This is a genomic window from Rhizobium sp. FG113 (assembly GCF_057809895.1).
The window spans coordinates 38,350-60,710 of the sequence record NZ_JBMDKV010000014.1 but is presented as its reverse complement, the minus strand read 5'-3'; the positions used below and the strand labels follow the sequence as shown (position 1 = coordinate 60,710).

Here is a 22,361-nt window from a genome sequence, read left to right as displayed (position 1 = left end):
CGCAATGAGAGACCTTTCCGGCGGTCCGCGCGTGCTGCTCAAGCGGCTGCGCGAGTTGATGGCGGAGCCGCTGGAGCCACAAGAGCGTCTTGACCGGATCGTTCGCCAGATCGCCAGCAACATGGTGGCGGAGGTTTGCTCCGTCTACGTGCTGCGTTCCGACGGCGTGCTCGAACTCTATGCAACCGAAGGTCTGAACCGCGAAGCTGTCCACCTGGCGCAGCTGAAAATGGGGCAGGGCCTCGTCGGCACGATCGCCGCATCCGCCGCCCCTCTCAATCTCTCCGACGCGCAATCGCACCCGGCCTTCCGCTACCTGCCGGAGACGGGCGAAGAGATCTATCACTCCTTCCTCGGTGTGCCGATCCTGCGCGCCGGCCGCTCGCTCGGCGTTCTCGTCGTGCAGAACAAGGCCAGCCGCAACTATCGCGACGAAGAGCTGGAAGCGCTCGAAACGACGGCGATGGTGCTGGCCGAGATGATCGCTACCGGCGAGCTGAAGAAGCTCACCAAGCCAGGGCTCGAGCTCGATCTCACCCGCTCTGTCACCATCGATGGCGACACCTATAATGAAGGCATCGGCCTCGGCTATGTCGTGCTGCACGAGCCGCGCATCGTCGTCACCAACCTGCTCAACGACGATGCCGACAAGGAAATTCGCCGGCTTGCCGAAGCGCTGGGTTCGCTGCGCATCTCGATCGACGACCTCTTGTCGCAGCGCGACGTCTCGATGGAGGGCGAGCACCGCGAGGTGCTGGAGACCTATCGCATGTTCGCGCACGACCAGGGATGGGTGCGCAAGCTCGAGGAGGCGATCCGCAACGGTCTGACGGCGGAAGCCGCGGTCGAGAAGGTGCAGAGCGACACCAAGGCGCGGATGATGCGCCTGACGGACCCTTACCTGCGCGAGCGGATGCATGATTTCGAGGATCTGGCGAACCGCCTGCTGCGCCAGCTGACGGGCTATACCGGCCGCACCTCGGGCGATGGCTTCCCTGCAGACGCGATCATTCTGGCGCGCGCCATGGGTGCCGCCGAACTGCTCGACTATCCGCGCGCCAATGTGCGCGGCCTGGTGCTCGAAGAGGGCGCCGTGACCAGCCATGTCGTCATCGTGGCGCGCGCCATGGGCATTCCTGTCATCGGCCAGGCGGCCGGGATCGTGGCGCTGGCCGATAATGGCGACGCCGTCATCATCGACAGCGATGGCGGCCATGTGCATCTGCGGCCGCTGCCGGAGCATCAGCGCTCCTACGAGGAGAAGGTGCGCTTCCGCGCGCGCCGTCAGGAGCAGTTCCGCGCCTTGCGCGCGGTCGAGCCGCTCTCCAAGGACGGGCAGCGCGTGTCGCTGCAGATGAATGCCGGCCTGCTGGTCGACCTGCCGCAACTGTCGGAATCGGGCGCCGAGGGCATCGGGCTGTTCCGCACCGAGCTGCAGTTCATGATCGCCTCCACGCTTCCGAAGGCGGAAGAGCAGGAGCAGTTTTACCGCAACGTCTTGAAGCAGGCCGCCGGCCGGTCCGTGACCTTCCGCACGCTCGATATCGGCGGCGACAAGGTCGTGCCCTATTTCCGCGGCCACGAGGAAGAGAACCCGGCGCTTGGCTGGCGGGCGATCCGCCTGTCGCTCGACCGCCCTGGTCTTCTGCGCACGCAGCTGCGCGCCATGCTGAAGGCAGCCGCCGGTATGGAACTGAAGCTGATGGTGCCGATGGTAACCGAGGTCTCGGAAATCACCGCGGTGCGCGAATTGTTGCAGAAGGAAGTGCAGCGCCTGTCGCGCTTCGGCCACGGGCTGCCGCGCAAGCTGCAATTCGGCGCCATGCTGGAAGTGCCGGCGCTGCTGTGGCAGCTGGACGAGCTGATGGCGGCGGTCGATTTCGTGTCGGTCGGTTCCAACGATCTGTTCCAGTTCTCGATGGCCGTCGACCGTGGCAATGCCCGGGTCTCCGATCGTTTCGACACGCTGGACAAGCCCTTCCTGCGTATCCTGCGCGATATCGTGCGCGCGGGCGAGCGCAACAACACGCCGGTGACGCTCTGCGGCGAACTGGCGGGCAAGCCGATTTCGGCCATGGCGCTCTTAGGCATCGGCTTCCGCTCGGTGTCGATGTCGCCGGCCTCGATCGGTCCGGTCAAGGCGATGCTGCTCGGCCTCGACGTAGGCGCACTGTCCAAGGCGATGCACGAGGCGCTCGACGATACGACGACGCCGACATCGATGCGCGAAATGCTTGCCCATTTCGCCGAAACACACAACATCCCTCTGTAGCCAGAGACAAACAGAATTGGAGTGAGGGTGGCGAAGCTTCCCGTTGAAAAGATGCGCGAGCTGGAACGCCGCTTCGGCGAGATCGAAGCGCGCATGTCGGCCGGCCCTTCGGCCGACGTCTACGTCAAGCTTGCCTCCGAATATGCCGAGCTGCAGCCCGTCGTGACCAAGATCCGCGCCTATGAAAAAGCGCTGTCTGAGCTTGCCGATCTCGAGACGCTGCTCGACGACAAGTCCGTTGACCGCGAGATGCGGGACATGGCCGAGATGGAGCTTCCCGAGGTCAAGGAGCGGATCGAGGCGCTGGAGCAGGAAATCCAGATCCTGCTGCTGCCCAAGGACGCGGCCGACGAGAAGAGCGCCATCCTCGAAATCCGCGCCGGTACCGGCGGCTCGGAGGCTGCGCTGTTCGCGGGCGACCTGTTTCGCATGTACGAGCGCTATGCGGCGGCGCACGGCTGGAAGGTCGAGGTTCTCTCGTCCAGCGAGGGTGAGGCCGGCGGCTTCAAGGAAATCATCGCGACGATCACCGGCAAGGGCGTGTTCGCCAAGCTGAAGTTCGAATCCGGCGTCCACCGCGTTCAGCGCGTGCCGGAGACGGAAGCGGGCGGGCGTATCCATACGTCGGCGGCGACGGTTGCCGTGCTGCCCGAGGCGGAGGAGATCGATATCGAGATCCGCGCCGAAGACATCCGCATCGACACGATGCGCTCGTCGGGCGCCGGCGGCCAGCACGTCAACACGACCGACTCGGCTGTTCGTATCACCCACTTGCCGACGGGCATCGTCGTCACCAGTTCCGAGAAATCGCAGCACCAGAACCGCGCCAAGGCGATGCAGGTCCTGCGGTCGCGTCTCTACGACGCCGAACGCCAGCGCGCCGACAGCGAGCGTTCCGCCGATCGCAAGAGCCAGGTCGGCTCCGGCGACCGCTCCGAGCGTATCCGCACCTATAATTTCCCGCAGGGCCGCGTGACCGACCACCGCATCAACCTGACGCTCTACAAGCTCGACCGTATGATGGTCGGCGAAATCGACGAGATCGTCGATGCGCTGATGGCCGACTACCAGGCGAGCCAGCTGTCGCAGCTCGGCGAGCAGCAACCATGAGCGATCAAGGGAAACAGGTCGGCGCGACGGTTTCCCAGCTTCTGGCCGAGGCGCGGCGACGCTTCACCGAGGCCGGCGTGGCCGATCCGGCCGCCGACGCGCGGGTGCTGATCTCGGGGCTGCTCAAGCTGACGACGACCGAGATGCTGACACGGGGTGGCGACGTCGTCGAGGATGCGGCCGTCGTGCGTATCGAGGACGCGATCACCCGCAGGCTGGCGCATGAGCCAGTGCATCGCATTCTGGGCGAGCGCGAGTTCTACGGCCTGCCTTTGTCGCTTTCGGCGGAGACGCTGGAGCCGAGGCCGGATACGGAAATCCTCGTCGATACCATGCTTCCTTATATGAGAGACCTTGCGGGCGAGCATGGCGATCTCCATATACTGGATATGGGAACGGGAACCGGGGCGATATGCCTCGCGCTGCTCAAGGAATGTCCCGAGGCATCGGGCATCGGCAGCGACATCTCCGTTGACGCGCTGAAGACGGCGCAATCCAACGCGGAAAGAAACGGGCTGCAGCAGCGCTTCAAGGCGGTGCGATCCAGCTGGTTTCAGGCCATAGACGGGAAGTTTCACGCTATTGTCTCAAATCCGCCCTATATAGCGTCCAGTGTCGTTGACACTCTTGCTCCCGAAGTGACAAAATTTGATCCGGCCGCCGCACTGGATGGCGGCATGGATGGGCTTGACGCCTACCGTTCCATTGCCAAGGATGCCGCAAGGTTCATGCATCCAGACGGTGTTATAGGGCTCGAGATAGGCTACGATCAGCGAACGGAAGTGACCGAAGTTTTTGAGGCTGAAGGCTTCAAATGCTTGGAATCGGTGAAGGATTACGGCCACAACGACCGTGTGCTCATATTCGCGCGTAGCTGATCGGCAACAAGCGGCTGAATAGACTAGTCCATTGGTGTCATTGCGAAGAAAAGGCTTGGATTTAAACGGGAAGCAATATAGGTTGCCCCCACGTATTGGAGAGATAGGTCAGAACGATTGTTCGTTCGAAGCTAGCTCGGCCTCGGGGGTCCACTCTCTTAAACGAGAGTTTCAAAGGTTGAAGACGACCCAATGCGTGAATCAGTCAAACTGACTTGAGAACAAGCGGCAGGTTGGCGCAAAGGCGCATTATGCTTGCGGCACGAATACCCTGAGTCGGACGAACGACCACGGTTGACGGTGCCATCACTCCACACAAACAGAGAATTCAGGTGAACGATCGATGAGGCCAGGACAGCAGAACAAACGCGGTCGCGGGCGTACCAACAATAACGGCGGCGGCGGCGGAAATAACAACAACAATAACAACAATTTCAACCGCAAGGGCGGCAATCCGCTGACGCGGACCTACGACAGCTCCGGCCCAGACGTGAAGATCCGCGGCACCGCGCAGCACATCGCTGAAAAGTACTCGCAGCTCGGTCGCGACGCGCAGAGCTCCGGCGACCGTGTCATGGCTGAAAACTACCTGCAGCACGCCGAACACTACTACCGCATCATTGCCGCCGCACAGGCGCAGATGCAGGAACGCTTCCAGCGCGACGACCGCGGCGAATTCGACCGCGACGGCAGTGAGCGCGATGGCGACGAGATGGATGGCGGCGACAATGACGACGTCGTGGTCGTTCAGCCTCCGCGCCAGCAGCAGGAGCACCAGCAGCGCCGCAACAACGATGAGCAGCCGCGCCGTCAGAATGACGAGCAGCAGGGCCGCCGTTCGGACGAGCGCCGCTTCAACAACGAGCAGCGCCAGCGCCGCGACGAAGAGCAGCCGCGCCGTCAGAACGACGAGCAGCCGCGCAGCGAAGAGCAGCCCCAGCCGCAGCCGCGCGCCGAGGAGCAGCCTCGCGAAGAGCGCCCGGCTCGCCAGCCGCGCCGTCGTGAAGAGCGTCCGGCACCGGTTGCAGCAGCAGCTCAGCCCCAGCCTGAAGTGATCGACGGTACCGGCCCGCAGCCGGAGATCGAAGGCATTCCGGCCGAGGTATCGATGGACGAGGAAAGCGGTGCCGCAACGACCCGCCAGCCGCGCCGTCGCGCCGCCACCCCGCGTCCGCGTCGTCCGCGTCGCGCTGAAGGCGAAGCGGCAGCTGAAGGCGATGCTGGCGCCGGCGAAGCGCCTGCCATGGCTGATGCGGCTTCGGAATAAGCCGTTACGGCTTGAAAGAAGACATGTTCAAAAGGGCGTCCCTCGGGGCGCCCTTTTTAATTGGGCGGTCTCGAGGTCCATGAAATATAAGAAATCCACTATGAGTTTTCGTAGGGTTCCGACCTTAAATTAGATATTGGTTGTATACCCGGCGTTAACTCTCGCGGTATGATCATCGGTTGTGAGGGCTTCGGTGGATGCGATCTGAGATAGTTGTTATTTGCTGTCAGGATTTGCCCCATAGATATTCGAAGGAACGCGTTCCCGATGCCTCTCCTAACAACGCGCAACGCCAATGGCTGGCGTCGCAGGCAAGGGGATGGGAATGTTCGGTCTGGCATCTGATGCGGGATATATCCTCGGTGCGATTGCAAAATCGCAAGCAATCATCGAGTTCGATCTGAAAGGCAATGTGCTGAAGGCGAACGAGAATTTCTGCAATGCTCTCGGCTATAGCCTTTCCGACATTGTCGGCAAGCACCACGCCATGTTCTGCGAGCCGGCGCTGGCGGCATCGCAGGAGTATCGCGACTTCTGGGCCCGGCTTGGCCGCGGCGAATATGATGCCGGCGCCTACAAACGGCTGGCGAAGGGTGGCCGTGAGATCTGGATCCAGGCCTCCTACAACCCTGTTTTCAAGCACGGCAAGCCGTTCAAGGTGGTGAAGCTCGCGTCCGACATCACGGATGCCAAGAACAAGGCGGTCGAGGATGCCGGCAAGCTGGACGCGATCTCGCGTTCGCAGGCGGTCATCGAATTCAAGCCGACAGGCGAGATCATCACGGCCAACGAAAACTTCTGCAACGGCCTCGGCTATTCGCTGAATGAGATCGTCGGGAAGCATCACAGCATGTTCTGCGAGCCCTCTTATGCGCGCACCGAGGAATACGCCAACTTCTGGCGCCGGCTGGCGGCTGGCGAGTTTATCGCCAACGAGTTCGTTCGCTATGGCAAGGGCGGCAAGGAGATCTGGATCCAGGCGGCCTATAACCCGATCACGGATGCCAATGGCCGGGTCTACAAGGTGGTGAAGTTCGCCACCGACGTGACGCAACGCATGAGCGCCATCAGCCTGCTTGGGCAGGCGCTGCGCGGGCTTTCCGAGGGCGATCTGACGAAGACGGTGGAGACCGCCTTCGTGCCCTCGATGGAGCAGCTGCGGCATGACTTCAACGCGACGATCGCCCGGCTCTCGGAGACGATGAAGACCGTCGGCGAGAACGCGCATGCGATCGCCGCCGGCTCCCGCGAGATCGGCTCGACGGCCGATTCCTTCTCCAAGCGCACGGAGCAGCAGGCGGCCTCCGTCGAGGAGACGGCGGCGGCGCTGGAGGAGATCACCACGACGGTCAACGATTCCAGCCACCGCGCCGACGAGGCCGGCAAGCTGGTTTCCCAGACCAAGAAGGGGGCCGAGCAATCCGGCCAGGTCGTTCGCAGCGCCGTGGCGGCGATGGACCAGATCGAACAGTCGTCGCGCGAGATCACCAATATCATCGGCGTGATCGACGACATCGCGTTCCAGACCAATCTTCTCGCGCTGAACGCCGGTGTCGAGGCGGCGCGGGCGGGCGAGGCGGGCAAGGGCTTCGCGGTCGTGGCGCAGGAGGTGCGCGAACTGGCGCAGCGCTCCGCCAGTGCGGCCAAGGAGATCAAGTCTCTGATCACCAAATCCAGCGAGCTGGTGCGCAACGGGGTCGATCTGGTCGGGCAGACTGGCAAGGCGCTGGAGACCATCGTCAGCCAGGTCAACGACATCAATGTCAATGTCGTGGCGATCGTCGAGGGCTCGAAGGAGCAAGCGACGGGGCTGAAGGAGATCAATCAGGCGGTCAACCAGCTCGACCAATCGACGCAGCAGAATGCGGCGATGGTCGAGGAGAGCACCGCTGCAAGCCACAAGCTGGCGGCGGAGGCCGAGACGCTGCGCGGGCTGATCGCGCAGTTCAAGCTAAGCGAGGCCTATGCCATCAGGCCGCCATCCAGGGCAGCGCAGAGCTCGCCGGCCCTGCATCTGGTGTCGCGCGTGGCGAGAGCCCACGGCATGGCGGCGCCAGTAGCGGACAGCTGGGAAGAATTCTGATCGTCATATCAGAATGATCGAGACGGCCGGCATCGCTCAGAGCCTTTCCTGGTTAGATTGAAGCATTCTGTTGCCTCAAACGGAGTCGAATGGTCGTTCGGCCGGCGCGCGTCGTAGCCAACGCATACGGCCAAGCCGGCCGAACGATCAGGCGGCCCGTTTCAGCCAACCCGCAGGGCCGGGCATCTTTCCGCCAGGATCAAAGGCGATCGGCTCGACCGTACCTGGGGTATGCCCTTCGCCAATCGCCTTTGCCCTGACGAAAACCTGCTCCGGCAGAATGCTTCAATCTAACCAGGAAAGGCTCTAAACGCGGTGCCGGCCGTTTCATTTTGGCGCGCGAGGTAAACGATGGAATGCATATCATTGATTGCATAAATCGACGCTTATATTCCAGAACGGGTACACATCGCACGCCCCTGTTTCGCCTCATTCCACCTGGCCGTCTCATCCTGCTGCAATCCGTCCCATTTAAGGAGGCATATGTCTCCGGTTGTGTATGTATTTTGCATTAGCTATTCATAATATGTTATCCGTCTTGCGAGGCTTACAAAACCTATACGCGAAACACATTGAAATGTTAGAATTTACGCATATTCTTGTTTTCATGTAGAGGCGGGCTGGCTTCCACTCTCGGTTACAGACCGCCGCTTCGGGAATGCGCGCTTCCCTTCATTGGTTTCGACTGCCTGGGCATTGGGTCCGGCAGCATCTCGTGGAGGTTGGAATGAACTATAGTGCATCGAAATATGCTGTCCTGGCAGTAAGTTGCGCCGCTTTGCTGGCTCCGCTGCCCGCGAGCGCCTTTGACGTCGGCGGCAGCAATGGTCTCAGCATCGGGACCAGCAATGGGCTGAGCGTATCGCTCGGCGGCGCCAATGGCGTCAATGCGAATGTCGGCGGAAACGGCAATGTTGCAACCGCATCGGTCGGCGGCGCCAGTGGCGTCAATGCAAACGTCGGTAGCAACTCCAGTGGTGGCCTCGGCGTCTCGGCGTCGGTCGGCGGCTCCAGCGGTGTCGGCACGAACACCTCTATAGGTGGTGGCAGTGGTGGCGGCCTCGGCGTCAGCAATACCGCGAGCGTCGGCGGATCGCGCGGGCTCAACACGGGTGTCAACGCCAATGTCGGCGGCTCCAGCCTGCTGGGCGCGAAGGCCAAGGTGGCTCTCGGCACCAACACGCTGCTGAACCTCAATCTCGGTCTGCCGGGTACCGATGATCCGCAGAACCCGAACAACCCGACCAATGGTACCAACGGCACCAACGGAACCAACGGGCGCAACAGCACCAACAACATGAATAGCCGGCAGCTCCAGGCCTTCAACGACATGTCATCGGGTGACCGGGCGAAGATGAAGGTTCGCTGCAAGGATATCCTGGCCGGTGGCGGTGGCGGCTTCGATGGCAGCCTCGTCAAGCTCTGCAAGATGGTCATCGCGATGCGCTAAGCGGCGCTCGCCCGGCGATCCGGTTGCGAGATGTCTCCCAAGCAGCGAGTATCGCGCCGCCTAATCACCAACAGGCAGGCGTGCGCGATACGCCTGCTGGGTTCCGCAAGTTCGGGATCGTCGGGATCGACGCTAGAAACATGGGTGCGGCATCATTGCCGCACTTTTCATTTGTGGATCGCAGCTAATGCGGTCCAAGCCGCGCGGTCAGCTTGCGCTGTACTTCACGGCCGTGATGGTCACCGGTCCGTATTGGGTCGGGATGCGAACGAAGACAGGCGCTATGACGTTGGCCGCATCGGCCTTGGCAAACCAGATTTCCATGCGGCTGCTCTTGCTCAGATACTCGATGTCGCTGCGGCCCTTCTTGTAGCCCGAGCGCGGCACGAAGCGCACGTTGCAGACAGTGGCCTTGCCGTTGAAGCCCTGCGTGGAGAAATCTTTCGATCCGCTCGGCGACAGCACGAGGTCCATGCGCATCTCGCCGTCGTAGATCGGCAGTTTCTGCGCGCAGACATTGGTATCGGCGGGGAAGATCAGGCCGGAAATGGGATCGAGCACGGCGCGCATGTCGCTTGCGGGGACGTTGACCCAGTTCTTCGGCGGCTGGCGTGGCGGCTTCACTGTTGTCGAGGTGATGTTGCCGTTGGAATAGCGGACATCATAGGTGCGGGCGCGCTTGCCGCTCTTGTAATAGAGCAGATAATGGTCTGCCTGCATGCGGTTGCCGCGCAGCCGGCCGTCGACGCTTGTCTTGGCCGAGATGGTGGTGACGAGATCGGCGAGGCCGGCGGAGCTGATATCGCCGGAGACGCGGTAGGTCTTGTCGTCCTCGATACGCGTCATGAAGGCGGCGCGGGCGATGGTGATGATGCCGAGCGCGACCTTGTATTCGGTGTGATGCACGACTTCGGCGGCGCCTGCCGGAATGGCCATCAGGCCCGCCAAGGCGGAAATGAAAATGCGTTTGCCCCAATGAGCCATGAATTGAACCTTGTTCGGTGCGCTGGTCAGGTCGCGAGATACGGTCTATACGCCTGTCGTGGCCTTTAGAGAACAAAAGCTTTTTGACGGAATTGCGAGGCTTTTGGACTGAATCGCCGGAAAGACCAAGGTTTGGCTTGACGTGCACGGTCTGTCTGATTATAGAACCGCAACTTTCCAATCATGGCCTGATGGATTGCAAGCTCGACTTTGCGCGGGTCGGCAATCGATGGCCGAGAAAAACAAGAATAGGTGTCCCATGTCCCGCATGTGCGAATTGACCGGCAAGGCAGTCCTCGTTGGCAACAATGTCAGCCATGCCAACAACAAGACCAAGCGCCGGTTCCTCCCGAACCTGTGCCAGGTTACGCTGATCTCCGACGCGCTCGGCCAGCGTTACCGTCTTCGCGTTTCGGCTGCTGCTCTGCGTACCGTCGAGCATCGCGGTGGTCTCGATGCTTTCCTGATCAAGGCAAGCGAAAACGAACTGTCGATGCGCGCTCGTCTGCTGCGCCGCCAGATCGTCAAGAAGACCGCTGAAACGGCTGTTGCTGCCTAAGCAATAACCGACTTCAAGCTATACGGCTTCAAAAGGCTTGCACGGTAATCCCGTTCAAGCCTTTTGCTTTGCCGGAAGATCCCTCCAACTGGTGGCATACCCCAGGATAAAAAAATGCTTCAGACGCGCTATACCTTTATCTACGTCGCCCTGATGACGCTTGTCGTCGTCTCGTCGAACTTCCTCGTGCAGTTCCCGCTGAACGTCACGTTCGCAGGCGTCAATCTCGCCGATCTCTTGACCTGGGGTGCCTTCACCTATCCGGTCGCCTTCCTGATCACCGATCTCACCAACCGTCAGTTCGGGCCGCAGGCGGCGCGCAAGGTGGTGTTTGCCGGCTTCCTCGTTGGCGTGGCGCTCTCCTTCTTCACCTCGGTGCCGCGCATCGCGATCGCGTCCGGTACGGCGTATCTCGCCGGCCAGCTGCTCGATATCGCGCTGTTCAACCGGCTGCGCCGGCAGGCCTGGTGGCGCGCGCCGCTGGTCGGCTCGCTGCTGGGCTCGATGCTCGACACGGCGATCTTCTTCTCGCTGTCGTTCGCGGCCTTCTTCGTCTTCCTCGGTCCGAACGAGCCGTTCGCGCTTGAGGCGTCGCCTGTGCTCGGCGTTTTCGCCGCCGAGGCGCCGCGCTGGATTTCCTGGGCGACCGGCGATTTCTGGGTGAAGCTTCTGGTCGGTCTCGTGATGCTTCTGCCCTACGGCGCGCTGATGAGCGTGCTCAGGCCGATGCAGGGCGCACGCGCGGCCAGCTGATCCTTCATAAAGTCTAACGGCGGCGCTTCATCATGAAAGCGCCGTCGCCATTTTCGGGCGGTCGCGGACATATTGCCGGGGCGAGCAGCCCATGATCCGCTTGAATGCCGTGCTGAAGGCCGCCTCGGACTCATATCCGAGCGATGGCGCGATGACCGAGATCGGGTCGCGGGAGTTCTCCAGCCGGTTGCCTGCCAGCAGCATGCGCCATTGCGCCAGATACTCCATCGGCGAAGTGCCGACCGTTTCCCTGAATTTCTGCGCGAATGTGGAGCGCGACATGCCGGCGCGCGAGGCAAGCGCCTGCAGCGTCCAGCGTTCGGCCGGGCTGTCGTGGATCGCCGATATCGCCGCACTCATCTGTCTGTCGGCGAGCGCGAAGAGCCAGCCGACGCCGGTGTTCGAGCGATCCGCCAGATGCAGCCGCAAGGCCTGCACGAGGATCATGTGGGCGAGGTGCTCAACGATCAGGAAGCCGCCCGGCTGCGGTGCGCGCAGTTCCTGCATCATCTGCTCCACAGCAAAGCGCAAGGCCGCCTGGCTCTGCTCGTCGCGCAGGAGCACGATCGGCGGCAGCATTTTCAGCAGGATATCGGCGTGACTACCGGCAAGGCCGAAGCGGCAGCTGACGATCGAGAAGTCTCGGCCGCCGTTCAACGAGACAATGCCATCCTTGCGTGGGCCGAGGAAGATCGTGGCGGCGGGGATTGGCTCTAGCGCGAGATCGGTGGCGAGCCTGAACGGCCGGCCGCGTGGGAGCAGAAAGCTGTCGCCGGGGCGCAGATGTACTGGATCCTCAATACCCTCGACACTGAGCCAGCAGGAGCCCGACACGATGGCGCCGCACTTGATGCCGCCTTGCTGGTCTGGAAACTGGATCGCCCAATCGCCGCCTGCTTCCATGCCGGCGGAGAGGTAGTTTTGTGGCTTCAGCAGCGAAAGCACGTTTGATAGAGGATCCATTGAAAACTCCGGACGATCACGAAGATATTCCGGACAATATAGCATGGTCCGTATCGCCTCAAGGCCCTAGCTTCTCTTTGACACGTCCGCATCGGCGGGCGCGTTGCAGCAAGCAAGGAGATGACCATGCGCGTTTTCGTTACCGGTGCCACCGGCTTTGTCGGCTCGGCCGTCGTTCAGGATCTCATTCAGGCCGGCCATCAGGTGCTCGGTCTCGCCCGCTCGGATGCTTCGGCCGCGTCGCTGGAGGCTACGGGGGCTGAGGTCCATCGCGGCCATCTTGAGGATCTCGACAGTCTGCGCCGGGGGGCTGATGCCTGCGACGGCGTGATCCATACGGGTTTCATCCACGACTTCTCCAAGTTCAAGGAGAATTGCGAGATCGACGGGCGCGCCATCGAGGCGATGGGCAAGGTGCTCTCCGGCTCCGGGCGGCATATGGTCGTGACATCGGGCACGGGTCTGCTGGCGCCGGGCGCGGTCGCCACGGAAGAGATGGCGGCACCCTCGTCGGCGGCCATTCCGCGCGTCTCGGAGAAGGCGGCGCTCTCCATGGTGCCGGATGGCCTCAGCGCCTCGGTGGTCCGTCTTCCGCCCTCGGTGCATGGCGATGGCGACCATGGCTTCGTGCCGATCGTTATCGGCCTCGCGCGCGAGAAAGGCGGCTCGGCCTATATTGGCGACGGCATGAACCATTGGCCGGCGGTGCATCGCCTCGATACCGGCCGCCTCTACCGGCTGGCGCTGGAGAAGGCGCAGGCGGGCGCGCGTTACCATGGCGTGGCGGAGGAGGGGATACCGTTTCGCGAGATCGCCGCCGTCATCGGCAAGCGGCTGGGCCTGCCTGTCGTCTCAAAGTCGCCGGAAGAAGCGGCCGAGCATTTCGGCTGGTTCACGCATTTCGCGTCGATCAACAACCGGGCGTCCAGTGCCTGGACGCGTGAGACGCTCGGCTGGGAGCCGACACATCAGGGGCTGATCGCGGATCTCGACCGGCCGGCCTACTTCGGGGACTGACGCGCCCCGCTAATGAGAGGCGGCGGTGTCGGTCGAGGGATCGGGCCGCCGCTCGTCCAGCTTGAATTCCAGCATCAGATTGCGCTGGAGGATCGAGTGGTTGTCGTCGGAGACGATGATGACATGGGTGCTGCCGTCGGCGGCGGTGAAGGTGTCGAGGCCTTCCATGTTGTCGATCTGGTAGCCGAAATCGCCTTGGATGAGGATCTCGCCATCCATGACGCTGCCGGGCTTGATATCGGCCGACTTGATGCGGCGGATGCGCATGCCGATACCCTCAGCCATGTTGAAGCGGCGCTCCAGCAGCAGGAGATCGCCATTCGGCAGGAAGGCGCCGTCGGTGGCGTCGAAATCGCCGTAGTGGGCAAGCGCCAGCTTACCCTTCAGAGGTCCGTCCAGGATCGCGGCATAGGCGTTGCCGTCATCGTCAAGGCTGCGCTCGGCGACGATCAGCGTGCCGCCTTTGAGCGGGCTCGATGGCGGCGAGACGGCGATCGTTTCGAAGCCGCGGTTGGCGCGCAGTTGCTTCTTTTCGAAGGGGATGGGAAGCGTGTCGAGCGCGCGCGAGGTCTCGAAACCGGGGTCGGGATAGAGATCGACGCGGTGGAATTGCTCATATGAGACCAGAACCTTGCCGTCCTTCAGCGCGACGCCCTCCGCATCCATCAACGCCTTGCCCTCGAGGATCTTGCCGACGCGGTCGCGCATTGGGGTGATCTCGACATCGGCAAGCCCGCTCAGGCTGCCGTCCGCGCCGCGCTCGATGCGGCCGGTCATCCAGTGGCCCGTATCGAGGACGCCGACGAAATGCTTCTGGTCATCGCGGAAACGGATGGAGGACAGCGAGCCGAAGAGGCGGTTCGGGGAGACCATTTCCAGGCCGCCGATGAATTCGAAGGGCCCGAAGCGCTTCTCGTCGGAGCCGATCTTGAAGTTCGAGATGATGCTGCTTCTCACTTCCGCCGCCGGCGTTTCGGCCAAGGCGGATGTGCCGGCCGCAAGTGAGGCGGCCAGCAAGAGGGCTCCAGCGAAACAAGGTCGGAACGCCGGAGCCAGTTGCTTCATGGGCGATCAGCCTGCACGGCGGGTGCGTCCGCCTCGCGGCTGGGAAGCCTGATCCTCGAAGAGCGAGGCCAGCTGCTCGGTCATCGCGCCTGCGAGTTCATCGGCATCGACGATGGTGACGGCGCGGCGATAATAGCGCGTGACGTCGTGGCCGATACCGATGGCGAGGAGCTCCACCGGAGAGCGGGTCTCGATACGCTCGATGACCGCGCGCAGGTGGCGCTCCAGATAGTTGCCCGGATTGACCGAGAGCGTCGAATCGTCGACCGGCGCGCCGTCGGAGATCATCATCAGGATCTTGCGCTGCTCGCGCCGCGCGATCAGGCGGTTGTGCGCCCACATCAGCGCTTCGCCGTCGATGTTTTCCTTGAGCAGGCCTTCGCGCATCATCAGGCCGAGATTGGTGCGCGAGCGGCGCCACGGGGCGTCGGCGGACTTGTAGATGATGTGGCGCAGGTCGTTCAGGCGGCCCGGCGTCTGTGGCTTGCCGTTTGCCAGCCACTGTTCACGCGCCTGTCCGCCCTTCCAGGCCTTGGTGGTGAAGCCCAGGATTTCGACCTTGACGCCGCAGCGCTCCAGCGTGCGGGCCAGAATGTCGGCGCAGGTGGCGGCAACGGTGATCGGGCGGCCGCGCATGGAGCCGGAATTGTCGATCAGCAGCGTCACGACCGTATCGCGGAACTGCGTGTCGCGCTCCTTCTTGAAGGAGAGCGCCTGGGTGGGGTCGATGATCAGGCGCGTCAGGCGGGCCGGATCGAGATAGCCCTCTTCCAGGTCGAAGTCCCAGGAGCGGTTCTGCTGCGCCATCAGGCGGCGCTGCAGGCGGTTGGCAAGACGGCCGACGGCGCCCTGGAGATGGGCGAGCTGCTTGTCGAGGAAGGCGCGCAGGCGCTCCAGCTCGGCGGCGTCGCACAGTTCCTCGGCGGTGATCGTCTCGTCGAACTCCTCGGTGAAGACGTGGTAGTCGACCTTCTCGTTGAAATCGTCGAAGGGCGTGTTCGGACGGCGGGTTTCGCCCGGCGTCTCGCTGTCGTCCTCGCCCTCTTCCTGCATGTCGTCGTCGGAGATCTCGGCGCCTTCGGTCTCGCCGTCCTCCATCTGCTCGTCGGCGACTTCGCTGTCCTCGACGGGGGCGGCATCCGAACCGGCATCGTCCTCGACATCGTCGTCGTTCTGGTCTTCGCCGCTCGGCTTGTCTTCCTCGTCCTGCTGGTCGTCAGAGTCAGGATCGCTGTCGTCGTCGCCATACTCCTCGGCCATTTCCATTGCCGTGAGCATGTTGCGGATGACCTTGGAGAAGGCCTGCTGGTCGTTGATGACGCCGGTCAGGTTCTCGAGATCCTTGCCGGCCTTGTCCTCGATGAAGGAGCGCCAGAGATCGAGCACCTTGCCGGCCGATTCCGGCGGCTTTTCGCCTGTCAGCTTTTCGCGCACCATCATGGCGACGGCTTCGCCGACGGGCGCGTCTTCCTGGCGTTCGATGCCGGAGAAGTTCGCCTTGGCGTATTTTTCCGTCGTCATCGAGCGCAGATTGCTGGCGACGCCTTCCATGCGCAGCGCGCCGATCGATTCCACGCGCGCCTGCTCGACGGCGTCGAAGATGGCGCGGGCGTCGGAGCCCTGCGGCGCCATCGTCGCGTGCACCTTCTCGTCATGGCAGGCGAGACGCAGCGCCATCGAATCGCCGAGCCCGCGGGTCACCGCAAGCTCGTGCATCGTCGGGCGCTTGGACAGTTCCGGCAGGCGGATGCGCTCGGCGGTCATGCCCGGCCGCTCGTTGGCGAAGGTCACCTCGACCTCGCCGTCGCCGGCGATCGCGCGCACGCTGCCGGTTATCGCCCGGCGCAGCGGCTCCACGTCGACGGGTGCTCCGGGCTTTGCTTTCGAATTGTCACCACGCGCTGCCATGATCCGTTAGCCTCAGGCCTCCAGGACGATGTTGGCGGCGCTTTCCTTCAGCTCGACGCCGAAGGCGCGCTGATAGTGCTCGGCAACCAGCGGACGCTCCAGTTCGTCGCACTTGTTGAGGAAGGTGACGCGGAAGGCGAAGGCGAGGTCACCGAAGATCTCGGCATTCTCTGCCCAGGTGATGACGGTACGCGGGCTCATGACGGTCGAGAGATCGCCGTTCATGAAGGAGGCGCGGGTGAGATCGGCGACGCGGACCATCTTGGAGACGGTATCGCGGCCATTCTTGTCCTTGCCGAAGCTCTTCACCTTGGCGGCGACGATGTTCACTTCGTGCTCGTGCGGCAGGTAGTTCAGCGTCGAGATGATCGACCAGCGGTCCATCTGCGCCTGGTTGATCTGCTGCGTGCCGTGATAGAGGCCGGTCGTGTCGCCGAGGCCGATCGTGTTGGCGGTCGCGAACAGGCGGAAGGCCGGGTGCGGGCGGATGACGCGGCTCTGGTCGAGCAGCGTCAGGCGGCCAGAGGATTCCAGAACGCGCTGGATGACGAACATGACGTCAGGGCGGCCGGCGTCGTATTCGTCGAAGACCAGCGCGACGTTGTGCTGGTAGGCCCAAGGCAGGATGCCGTCCTTGAATTCGGTGACCTGCAGGCCGTCCTTGACGACGATGGCGTCCTTGCCGACGAGATCGATACGGCTGACGTGGCTGTCGAGGTTGATACGCACGCAAGGCCAGTTGAGGCGGGCGGCGACCTGCTCGATATGAGAGGACTTGCCGGTGCCGTGGTAGCCGGAGATCATCACGCGTCGGTTATGAGCGAAGCCGGCAATGATGGCGAGCGTGGTTTCACGATCGAAGAGATAGTCGGGATCGAGATCCGGAACATAGGCGCTGCCCTGGCTGTAGGCCGGAACGCGGATGTCGGAATCGATGCCGAAGACCTCCCTGACCGAAACGGTGGTGTCCGGAAGTTCCGAGATATCAAGGTCAATCTTGCTCATCATGTCTCCAAGGCGGGTGGCCGACACCCTGCCATACTGTCTCAGCTCGTTTCGCGATCATGGCGTTGTGGTATCCCACGCGCTCATGTCTGAACGTCGGCGATGCTTCTCCGGGACTGAAACGAAACCTCGGGGACGATCAAATCACCGCCTGCGAGCATTCTTGACGATAGTCCCGGACAAGAAACGCCGCGTCCGGAAGTGGCCGAGGCGCCTGTGAGACAAACGCGGAAAAAGGTGCCGCGGTTGCCTGCGGCCTCAGCCGATTTGGACCATACCCGATTGAAGACCAAGAGCAAGGACGGGAATTAACAAAAACCGTTCTGCTTCAATAATTGATAGGCCTGGATCACGGCGCGGAAGCGCTCTTCGGAACCACGGTCGCCGCCGTTTGCGTCGGGATGGTGTTTCTTCACCAGTTCCTTGTAGCGGCTCTTGATCTCGGACGATGTGGCGTTGGCCGCAAGGTTCAAGGTGTCGAAGGCCTTGGCTTCCAGGCTCTTCAGCTTGCGCTGCTCGGGAAAGCGCGGGCCGCTGCTCTTGTTTTCCTTGACGAAGCCGAAGGGATCGCGAACCCGCGTATAGGCGCCGGAGCGGATGTCCGACTGGATCGGGCTATCCTTGGCCGATTTGTTGACGCCGACGGTCCAGGTCGGACGATGGCCGGTGATCGCTTCCTTCTGGTAACGCGCGATCTCGCCGTCCGAGAGGCCGGAGAAATAGTTGTAGCCCTTGTTGTACTCTTTGACGTGCTCGAAGCAGAAGAGAAAGAACTGCCCCTCGGCATTGCGTCCGACGGGAGCGCGATGCACGCCTTTCTTGTCGCAGCCGTCCCACTGACAGGACGGGGGAGCCTGTTCGGGTTCCTGCTCGCGTTTGCGGCGGGTGCGGATGCGATCGAAATATTTGGAATCAAGTCTCATGACGGCGCTAATTATGGGGCTCAGAATGGGTGAGGACAAGAATTGACAAACGGGAATGTTGCTGGCTTGGTGGGAACCTTTTTCTCAAGGCAGCAAGATCGGCTCATGACAGTTCAATCCTCCATCGAAGAAAAGCTCACCGCGGCATTCGCGCCGGAGCGGCTTGATGTCATCAACGAAAGCCATCTGCATGCCGGCCATCACCCTGACGTTACAGGGGAAGGCGAGACCCATATGCGGGTCAGGATCGTCTCCGCATCGTTTGCCGGCATGACACGGCTGGCGCGTCACCGGGCGATCACGGAGCTTCTGAAACCTGAACTGGATGCGGGGTTGCATGCGCTGGCAGTGGAGCCGGCGGCGCCCGGAGAGCCGGTGCGCTGGTAAGCCGACACCGCGTCATATGGGCGCGGTGCGGCGGTTTCGCAAGGATGGCGGGTCGCCTCTAACGAATCAGAAGTGCCGTCGCGTAGAGGCCGAAGCCGAAAACGGTGTGGGCGACGAGGCCGAGGAAGCGGACCTTGTTGGGGTTCGGCGTCTTCGATGCCGCCCAGCCGATGCCGAGGCCCGGCTGCAACAGGAACCAGCCGCCGGCGATGGTGACGATGCCCCAGATCCAGGCGGGCAGGAAGGTCGGCGCGATCAGCCAGTAAGGGCCGGTCAGGATCACCAGCATGATGCCGTAGATGATGCCGACGGCGTAGTGGAAGACCCAGCCGAGCGCGACTTCATGCTTATAGGGTTCGGCCTTGCCGATATCGTCGTGAAAGACGGTGCCCTTGGCGAAGAGATGCCAGAGCCAGCGGCCGGGCGGTCCCCAATTCGGTATCGCGCCCTTGGCAAGCGCGATCGACCAGATGTCCATGAGGATGGTGGCGCCAATGCCGATGGCGATCGAGCGCCAGAGAAGATCAAACATATCAAATCCATAATGATGCTGCTCGCCGGGCTCCTCCCGCAACGCGCAATGGGTGACAAGGGGGTGACGGGAGATCAGGCGGGGTTGTTTTCGTTCTCCTCCGCCGGGCGGATACGCAGTCTGGTGATGCGGTTCTTGTCGCGTTTCATGACGATGAAGCGCTTGCCGTAGAAGGTGAAGGCCTGGCGCTCTTCGGGAATGGTCATGGATTCGTGGATGACGAGGCCGGCGATCGTTGTCGCTTCCTCGTCGGGCAGCTGCCAGTCGAGCGCGCGGTTGAGGTCGCGGATCGGCACGTTGCCGTCGACCACCACCGAGCCGTCCGCCTCCTGGCGCACGCCCTGCATCTCGATGTCGTGCTCGTCAGAGATATCGCCGACGATTTCCTCGAGGATATCTTCCAGCGTGACGATGCCCTGCACCTCGCCATATTCGTCGACCACGACGGCGAAATGCTGCTTGCGACGCAGGAAGGCGTTGAGCTGGGCTTCGAGATTGGTGCTGTCGGGCACGAACCAGGGCTTTTGGGCGATCTTGATGATGTCGAGCTGCTCGGGCTCGGCGTTGCGCTCGGCGAGCGCTCTCAGCAGGTCCTTGGAGTGTACGACGCCGATGATGTTGTCGGTCGTGCCGCGCCAGAGCGGCATGCGGGTAAACGGGCTGTCGAGAATGGTGCGCACGACCACTTCGGGCGGGTCGTCGGCATTGATGCAGCGCATGGCCATGCGGTGGACCATGATGTCGGAGAGTTCGAGTTCGCCGAGATCGAGCACGCCGCCGAGGCGGTCGCGATCGGCCTTCACCACCGATCCCTCGCGATGCAAGAGATCGACGGCGCCGCGCAGTTCCTCGTGCGCCGACAGCATCGACACCTCGCGCGACAGGTTGATGCCGAAGCGGGCGAGGATCCAGCGGACGATGAGGTTTACGAAGGAGGAGACCGGGCCGACGACGGTGACGAAGGCCTTGACGGCCTTGGCGACTGCGAGTGCGAAACGCTCGGGGATCGAGATCGCCCAGCTCTTCGGCAGCACTTCGGCGAAGATGACGAGAATGACCGTCATCGCCAGCGTCGCCAGCGCCACGCCGGAGTTGCCGAACAGGCCGAGAAAGACGCTGGTGGCGATCGAGGACGACAGGATGTTGGCGAGATTGTTGCCGATCAGCAGCGCGCCGATCAGCCGGTCGCGGCGTTCGATCAGTTCGCGCACTATCCCGGCGCGTTCCTCGCCGTTGGCCTCAAGCGTATGGATGCGGCTGCGCGATACGGCGGTCAGCGCCGTCTCGGAGCCGGAGAAGAAGGCGGACATGAGGACGAGGGCCACGATGGAAACGATTTCCGGCCAATATGCGGAAAGAAATGCCAGCGTGCCTTCGAGGGTCATTGCGGGTGTTTTTCCTTGAGGAAGCTCAATACTTCGGATGCCGGGACGTCATCGGCGACGAAGGACTGGCCGATGCCGCGGGTGAGGATGAAGGTGAGCTTGCCGCCCTTGACCTTCTTGTCCTGGGCGATCGCGTCCATGAGCACTTCGGCCGGCGGCAGCGCGCCCGGGATCTGCGACATGCGGGTCGGGAGGCCGACTTCTTTCAGATGGTGCTCGACGCGCTTTGCGTCGTCAGGGCTTGCGAGGTTCATGCGGGCCGAGAATTCGTGGGCGAGCACCATGCCGATCGCGACGCCTTCGCCATGGACGAGGCGGCTGCTGTCATAGGCGGTCGCAGCTTCCAGCGCGTGGCCGAAGGTATGGCCGAGATTGAGCAAGGCGCGCTGGCCGTTTTCATGCTCGTCGGCGACGACCACGTCCGATTTCGCCTGGCAGCTTGCGGCAATCGCCTCGATACGGGCTGAACCGCCGGAGAAGACGGACTGCCAGTTTTTCTCGAGCCAGGCGAAGAAATCGGGCTTGTCGATCAGGCCGTATTTGGCGACTTCGGCGTAACCGGCACGGAATTCGCGTTCGGAGAGCGTGTTCAGCACATCGCTATCGGCCAGCACGAGGTCGGGCTGGTGGAAGACGCCGATCAGGTTCTTGCCGTGGCGGCTGTTGATGCCGGTCTTGCCGCCGACGGAACTGTCGACCTGCGACAGCAGCGATGTCGGGATCTGCACGAAGCGCACGCCACGCCTGATAATGCCGGCCACGAAGCCGGAGAGGTCGCCGATGACGCCACCGCCGAGCGCGATCACGTAATCGTTACGCTCGACGCGGGCTTCCAGAACCTTGTCGCAGGCGGTGATCAGATGCTCGAAGCTCTTGGTCTTTTCGCCGGCCGGCAGGACCAGCGAAGACGAGGCGATGCCCGAGGCAGTCAGGCTCTCGGTCAGGGCGTTGAGATAGAGCGGCGCGACGTTCTCGTCGGTGATGATGGCGGCCTTGCGGCCCTTGAGGCGAGCGGCGATCTCGGCGCCGGCGCGCGCGATCAGGCCGGGGCCGATCAGGATGTCGTAGGCGCGGTCGCCCAACGGCACGTGAACCTTGCATTCGGCAGAGGCGGCAATCGCATTCATCAGGCTGCACTTTCGGTTCTGCTGTCGATCACGGCTTTCAGCACTTCGTCGGCCATCACTTCCTTGCGCACATCGCGCGAGAGGACGGTGAGGTCTGCCTGCTCGTAGATCGGGTATCTTGCGTTCATCAGGTTTTCGAGCGTCTGCTTCGGATTTTCGGTCTTCAGCAGCGGGCGGGTGTCGCGCTTGTTCACGCGCTCCCAGAGCACGTCGAGATCGGCCTTCAGCCAGACCGACAGGCCGCCTCTCTTGATATGCTTGCGGGTGCGGTCGTTGATGAAGGCACCGCCGCCGGTGGAGACGAGGCGCGGGCCGCCCTTCAGCAGCCGCTTCATCACCCTGCCCTCGAGCGCGCGGAACTCGTCCTCGCCATAGGCTGCGAAAAGCTCGCTGATCGACATGCGCGACACGCGCTCGATTTCCGCATCGCTGTCGATGAAGGGGATGCCCAGCTGGGTGGCGACGATGCGGCCCACCGACGACTTGCCGGCGCCCATCAGACCAACGAGGATCAGATTGCGCGAACCGAGCGCAGCACGAGCTCTGTCCCTCAGGCTATCGGCAACGATCAGAACTGGGTCGTTCATTGGTCCATTCACACTTTGTTTGCGAACGGTATCAACAAATGCAGGTGTAGCGTCAAGTCAGAGGTAAGGGAATCATGGTTCAAAAGCTGGTTCTTGCACTTGCAAA

Annotated in this window: 20 protein-coding genes; 10 read left to right on the top strand and 10 right to left on the bottom strand. The window is 62.6% G+C overall.

The window, feature by feature from the left end; translation table 11 throughout:
• The first annotated feature begins 4 nt into the window (after window positions 1-4).
• The 6 genes from ptsP to ACODTZ_RS25520 all read left to right on the top strand — a co-directional run bounded on the left by ptsP (window position 5) and on the right by ACODTZ_RS25520 (window position 9,060).
• Complete coding sequence (gene ptsP / locus ACODTZ_RS25545; protein WP_489029115.1) at window positions 5-2,272, top strand: phosphoenolpyruvate--protein phosphotransferase; 2,268 nt, start codon at window positions 5-7, stop codon at window positions 2,270-2,272.
• Between the two features lie 27 nt (window positions 2,273-2,299).
• On the top strand, window positions 2,300-3,382 hold the full coding sequence (gene prfA, locus ACODTZ_RS25540) for a peptide chain release factor 1 (RefSeq protein ID WP_047508567.1): 1,083 nt from the start codon (window positions 2,300-2,302) through the stop codon (window positions 3,380-3,382).
• Window positions 3,379-4,260, top strand: coding sequence for a peptide chain release factor N(5)-glutamine methyltransferase (prmC, locus tag ACODTZ_RS25535; protein ID WP_489029113.1), 882 nt, complete (start codon window positions 3,379-3,381; stop codon window positions 4,258-4,260). The genes prfA and prmC overlap by 4 nt, the downstream gene beginning before the upstream one ends.
• Window positions 4,261-4,603: 343 nt before the next feature.
• Window positions 4,604-5,527 carry a DUF4167 domain-containing protein gene (locus ACODTZ_RS25530; RefSeq protein WP_489029111.1) on the top strand — a complete coding sequence of 308 codons (924 nt, stop codon included), beginning with the start codon at window positions 4,604-4,606 and terminating at the stop codon, window positions 5,525-5,527.
• A gap of 325 nt (window positions 5,528-5,852) precedes the next feature.
• On the top strand, window positions 5,853-7,610 hold the full coding sequence (locus ACODTZ_RS25525) for a methyl-accepting chemotaxis protein (RefSeq protein WP_489029109.1): 1,758 nt from the start codon (window positions 5,853-5,855) through the stop codon (window positions 7,608-7,610).
• A gap of 727 nt (window positions 7,611-8,337) precedes the next feature.
• Window positions 8,338-9,060, top strand: coding sequence for a hypothetical protein (locus ACODTZ_RS25520; RefSeq protein ID WP_111564849.1), 723 nt, complete (start codon window positions 8,338-8,340; stop codon window positions 9,058-9,060).
• Between the two features lie 207 nt (window positions 9,061-9,267).
• On the opposite strand, the gene ACODTZ_RS25515 is transcribed toward ACODTZ_RS25520, so the two are convergent.
• Complete coding sequence (locus ACODTZ_RS25515; RefSeq protein WP_489029107.1) at window positions 9,268-10,044, bottom strand: DUF3108 domain-containing protein; 777 nt, start codon at window positions 10,042-10,044, stop codon at window positions 9,268-9,270.
• 259 nt (window positions 10,045-10,303) lie between these two features.
• On the opposite strand from ACODTZ_RS25515, the gene rpmB reads away from it, so the two are divergent.
• Both rpmB and ACODTZ_RS25505 read left to right on the top strand, forming a co-directional pair.
• Entirely contained in the window at window positions 10,304-10,603 is a 300-nt protein-coding gene (gene rpmB / locus ACODTZ_RS25510; protein WP_026283561.1) for a 50S ribosomal protein L28, read from the top strand.
• 114 nt (window positions 10,604-10,717) lie between these two features.
• A complete protein-coding gene (locus ACODTZ_RS25505; RefSeq protein ID WP_489029105.1) occupies window positions 10,718-11,356 on the top strand; it encodes a VUT family protein in 639 nt (212 codons plus the stop codon).
• Between the two features lie 30 nt (window positions 11,357-11,386).
• Here the strand turns inward: ACODTZ_RS25505 and ACODTZ_RS25500 are convergent, their stop codons facing one another.
• The gene (locus ACODTZ_RS25500; RefSeq protein ID WP_489029103.1) at window positions 11,387-12,319 is read right to left on the bottom strand and encodes an AraC family transcriptional regulator; all 933 of its coding nucleotides are present in this window, start codon (window positions 12,317-12,319) and stop codon (window positions 11,387-11,389) included.
• Between the two features lie 126 nt (window positions 12,320-12,445).
• Here ACODTZ_RS25500 and ACODTZ_RS25495 point away from each other — a divergent pair, with 126 nt between their 5' ends.
• On the top strand, window positions 12,446-13,336 hold the full coding sequence (locus ACODTZ_RS25495) for an SDR family oxidoreductase (protein ID WP_489029101.1): 891 nt from the start codon (window positions 12,446-12,448) through the stop codon (window positions 13,334-13,336).
• Window positions 13,337-13,345: 9 nt separating this feature from the next.
• Here ACODTZ_RS25495 and ACODTZ_RS25490 read toward each other — a convergent pair whose 3' ends face one another.
• The 4 genes from ACODTZ_RS25490 to ACODTZ_RS25475 all read right to left on the bottom strand — a co-directional run bounded on the left by ACODTZ_RS25490 (window position 13,346) and on the right by ACODTZ_RS25475 (window position 18,237).
• On the bottom strand, window positions 13,346-14,401 hold the full coding sequence (locus ACODTZ_RS25490; protein ID WP_489029099.1) for an esterase-like activity of phytase family protein: 1,056 nt from the start codon (window positions 14,399-14,401) through the stop codon (window positions 13,346-13,348).
• A 6-nt stretch (window positions 14,402-14,407) separates the two neighbouring features.
• Complete coding sequence (gene cobT, locus ACODTZ_RS25485) at window positions 14,408-16,309, bottom strand: cobaltochelatase subunit CobT (protein ID WP_112982377.1); 1,902 nt, start codon at window positions 16,307-16,309, stop codon at window positions 14,408-14,410.
• Window positions 16,310-16,321: 12 nt separating this feature from the next.
• Window positions 16,322-17,314: a cobaltochelatase subunit CobS gene (gene cobS / locus ACODTZ_RS25480; protein WP_018901558.1), complete on the bottom strand. Its 993-nt coding sequence runs from the start codon at window positions 17,312-17,314 to the stop codon at window positions 16,322-16,324.
• Between the two features lie 308 nt (window positions 17,315-17,622).
• Window positions 17,623-18,237, bottom strand: coding sequence for a J domain-containing protein (locus ACODTZ_RS25475; protein ID WP_489029097.1), 615 nt, complete (start codon window positions 18,235-18,237; stop codon window positions 17,623-17,625).
• A 105-nt stretch (window positions 18,238-18,342) separates the two neighbouring features.
• On the opposite strand from ACODTZ_RS25475, the gene ACODTZ_RS25470 reads away from it, so the two are divergent.
• The gene (locus ACODTZ_RS25470; protein ID WP_047508549.1) at window positions 18,343-18,624 is read left to right on the top strand and encodes a BolA family protein; all 282 of its coding nucleotides are present in this window, start codon (window positions 18,343-18,345) and stop codon (window positions 18,622-18,624) included.
• A gap of 58 nt (window positions 18,625-18,682) precedes the next feature.
• Here ACODTZ_RS25470 and ACODTZ_RS25465 read toward each other — a convergent pair whose 3' ends face one another.
• The 4 genes from ACODTZ_RS25465 to ACODTZ_RS25450 form a co-directional block, all read right to left on the bottom strand.
• Window positions 18,683-19,156: a DUF2938 domain-containing protein gene (locus ACODTZ_RS25465; protein WP_018901561.1), complete on the bottom strand. Its 474-nt coding sequence runs from the start codon at window positions 19,154-19,156 to the stop codon at window positions 18,683-18,685.
• Between the two features lie 74 nt (window positions 19,157-19,230).
• Window positions 19,231-20,541 (bottom strand): HlyC/CorC family transporter, encoded by a 1,311-nt coding sequence (locus tag ACODTZ_RS25460; protein WP_112982375.1) that lies wholly within the window; start codon window positions 20,539-20,541, stop codon window positions 19,231-19,233.
• Window positions 20,538-21,668 (bottom strand): 3-dehydroquinate synthase, encoded by a 1,131-nt coding sequence (aroB, locus tag ACODTZ_RS25455; RefSeq protein ID WP_489029094.1) that lies wholly within the window; start codon window positions 21,666-21,668, stop codon window positions 20,538-20,540. Before aroB ends, ACODTZ_RS25460 begins: the two co-directional genes overlap by 4 nt.
• Window positions 21,668-22,255 (bottom strand): shikimate kinase, encoded by a 588-nt coding sequence (locus tag ACODTZ_RS25450; RefSeq protein WP_018901564.1) that lies wholly within the window; start codon window positions 22,253-22,255, stop codon window positions 21,668-21,670. The genes aroB and ACODTZ_RS25450 overlap by 1 nt, the downstream gene beginning before the upstream one ends.
• Window positions 22,256-22,361 lie beyond the last annotated feature (106 nt).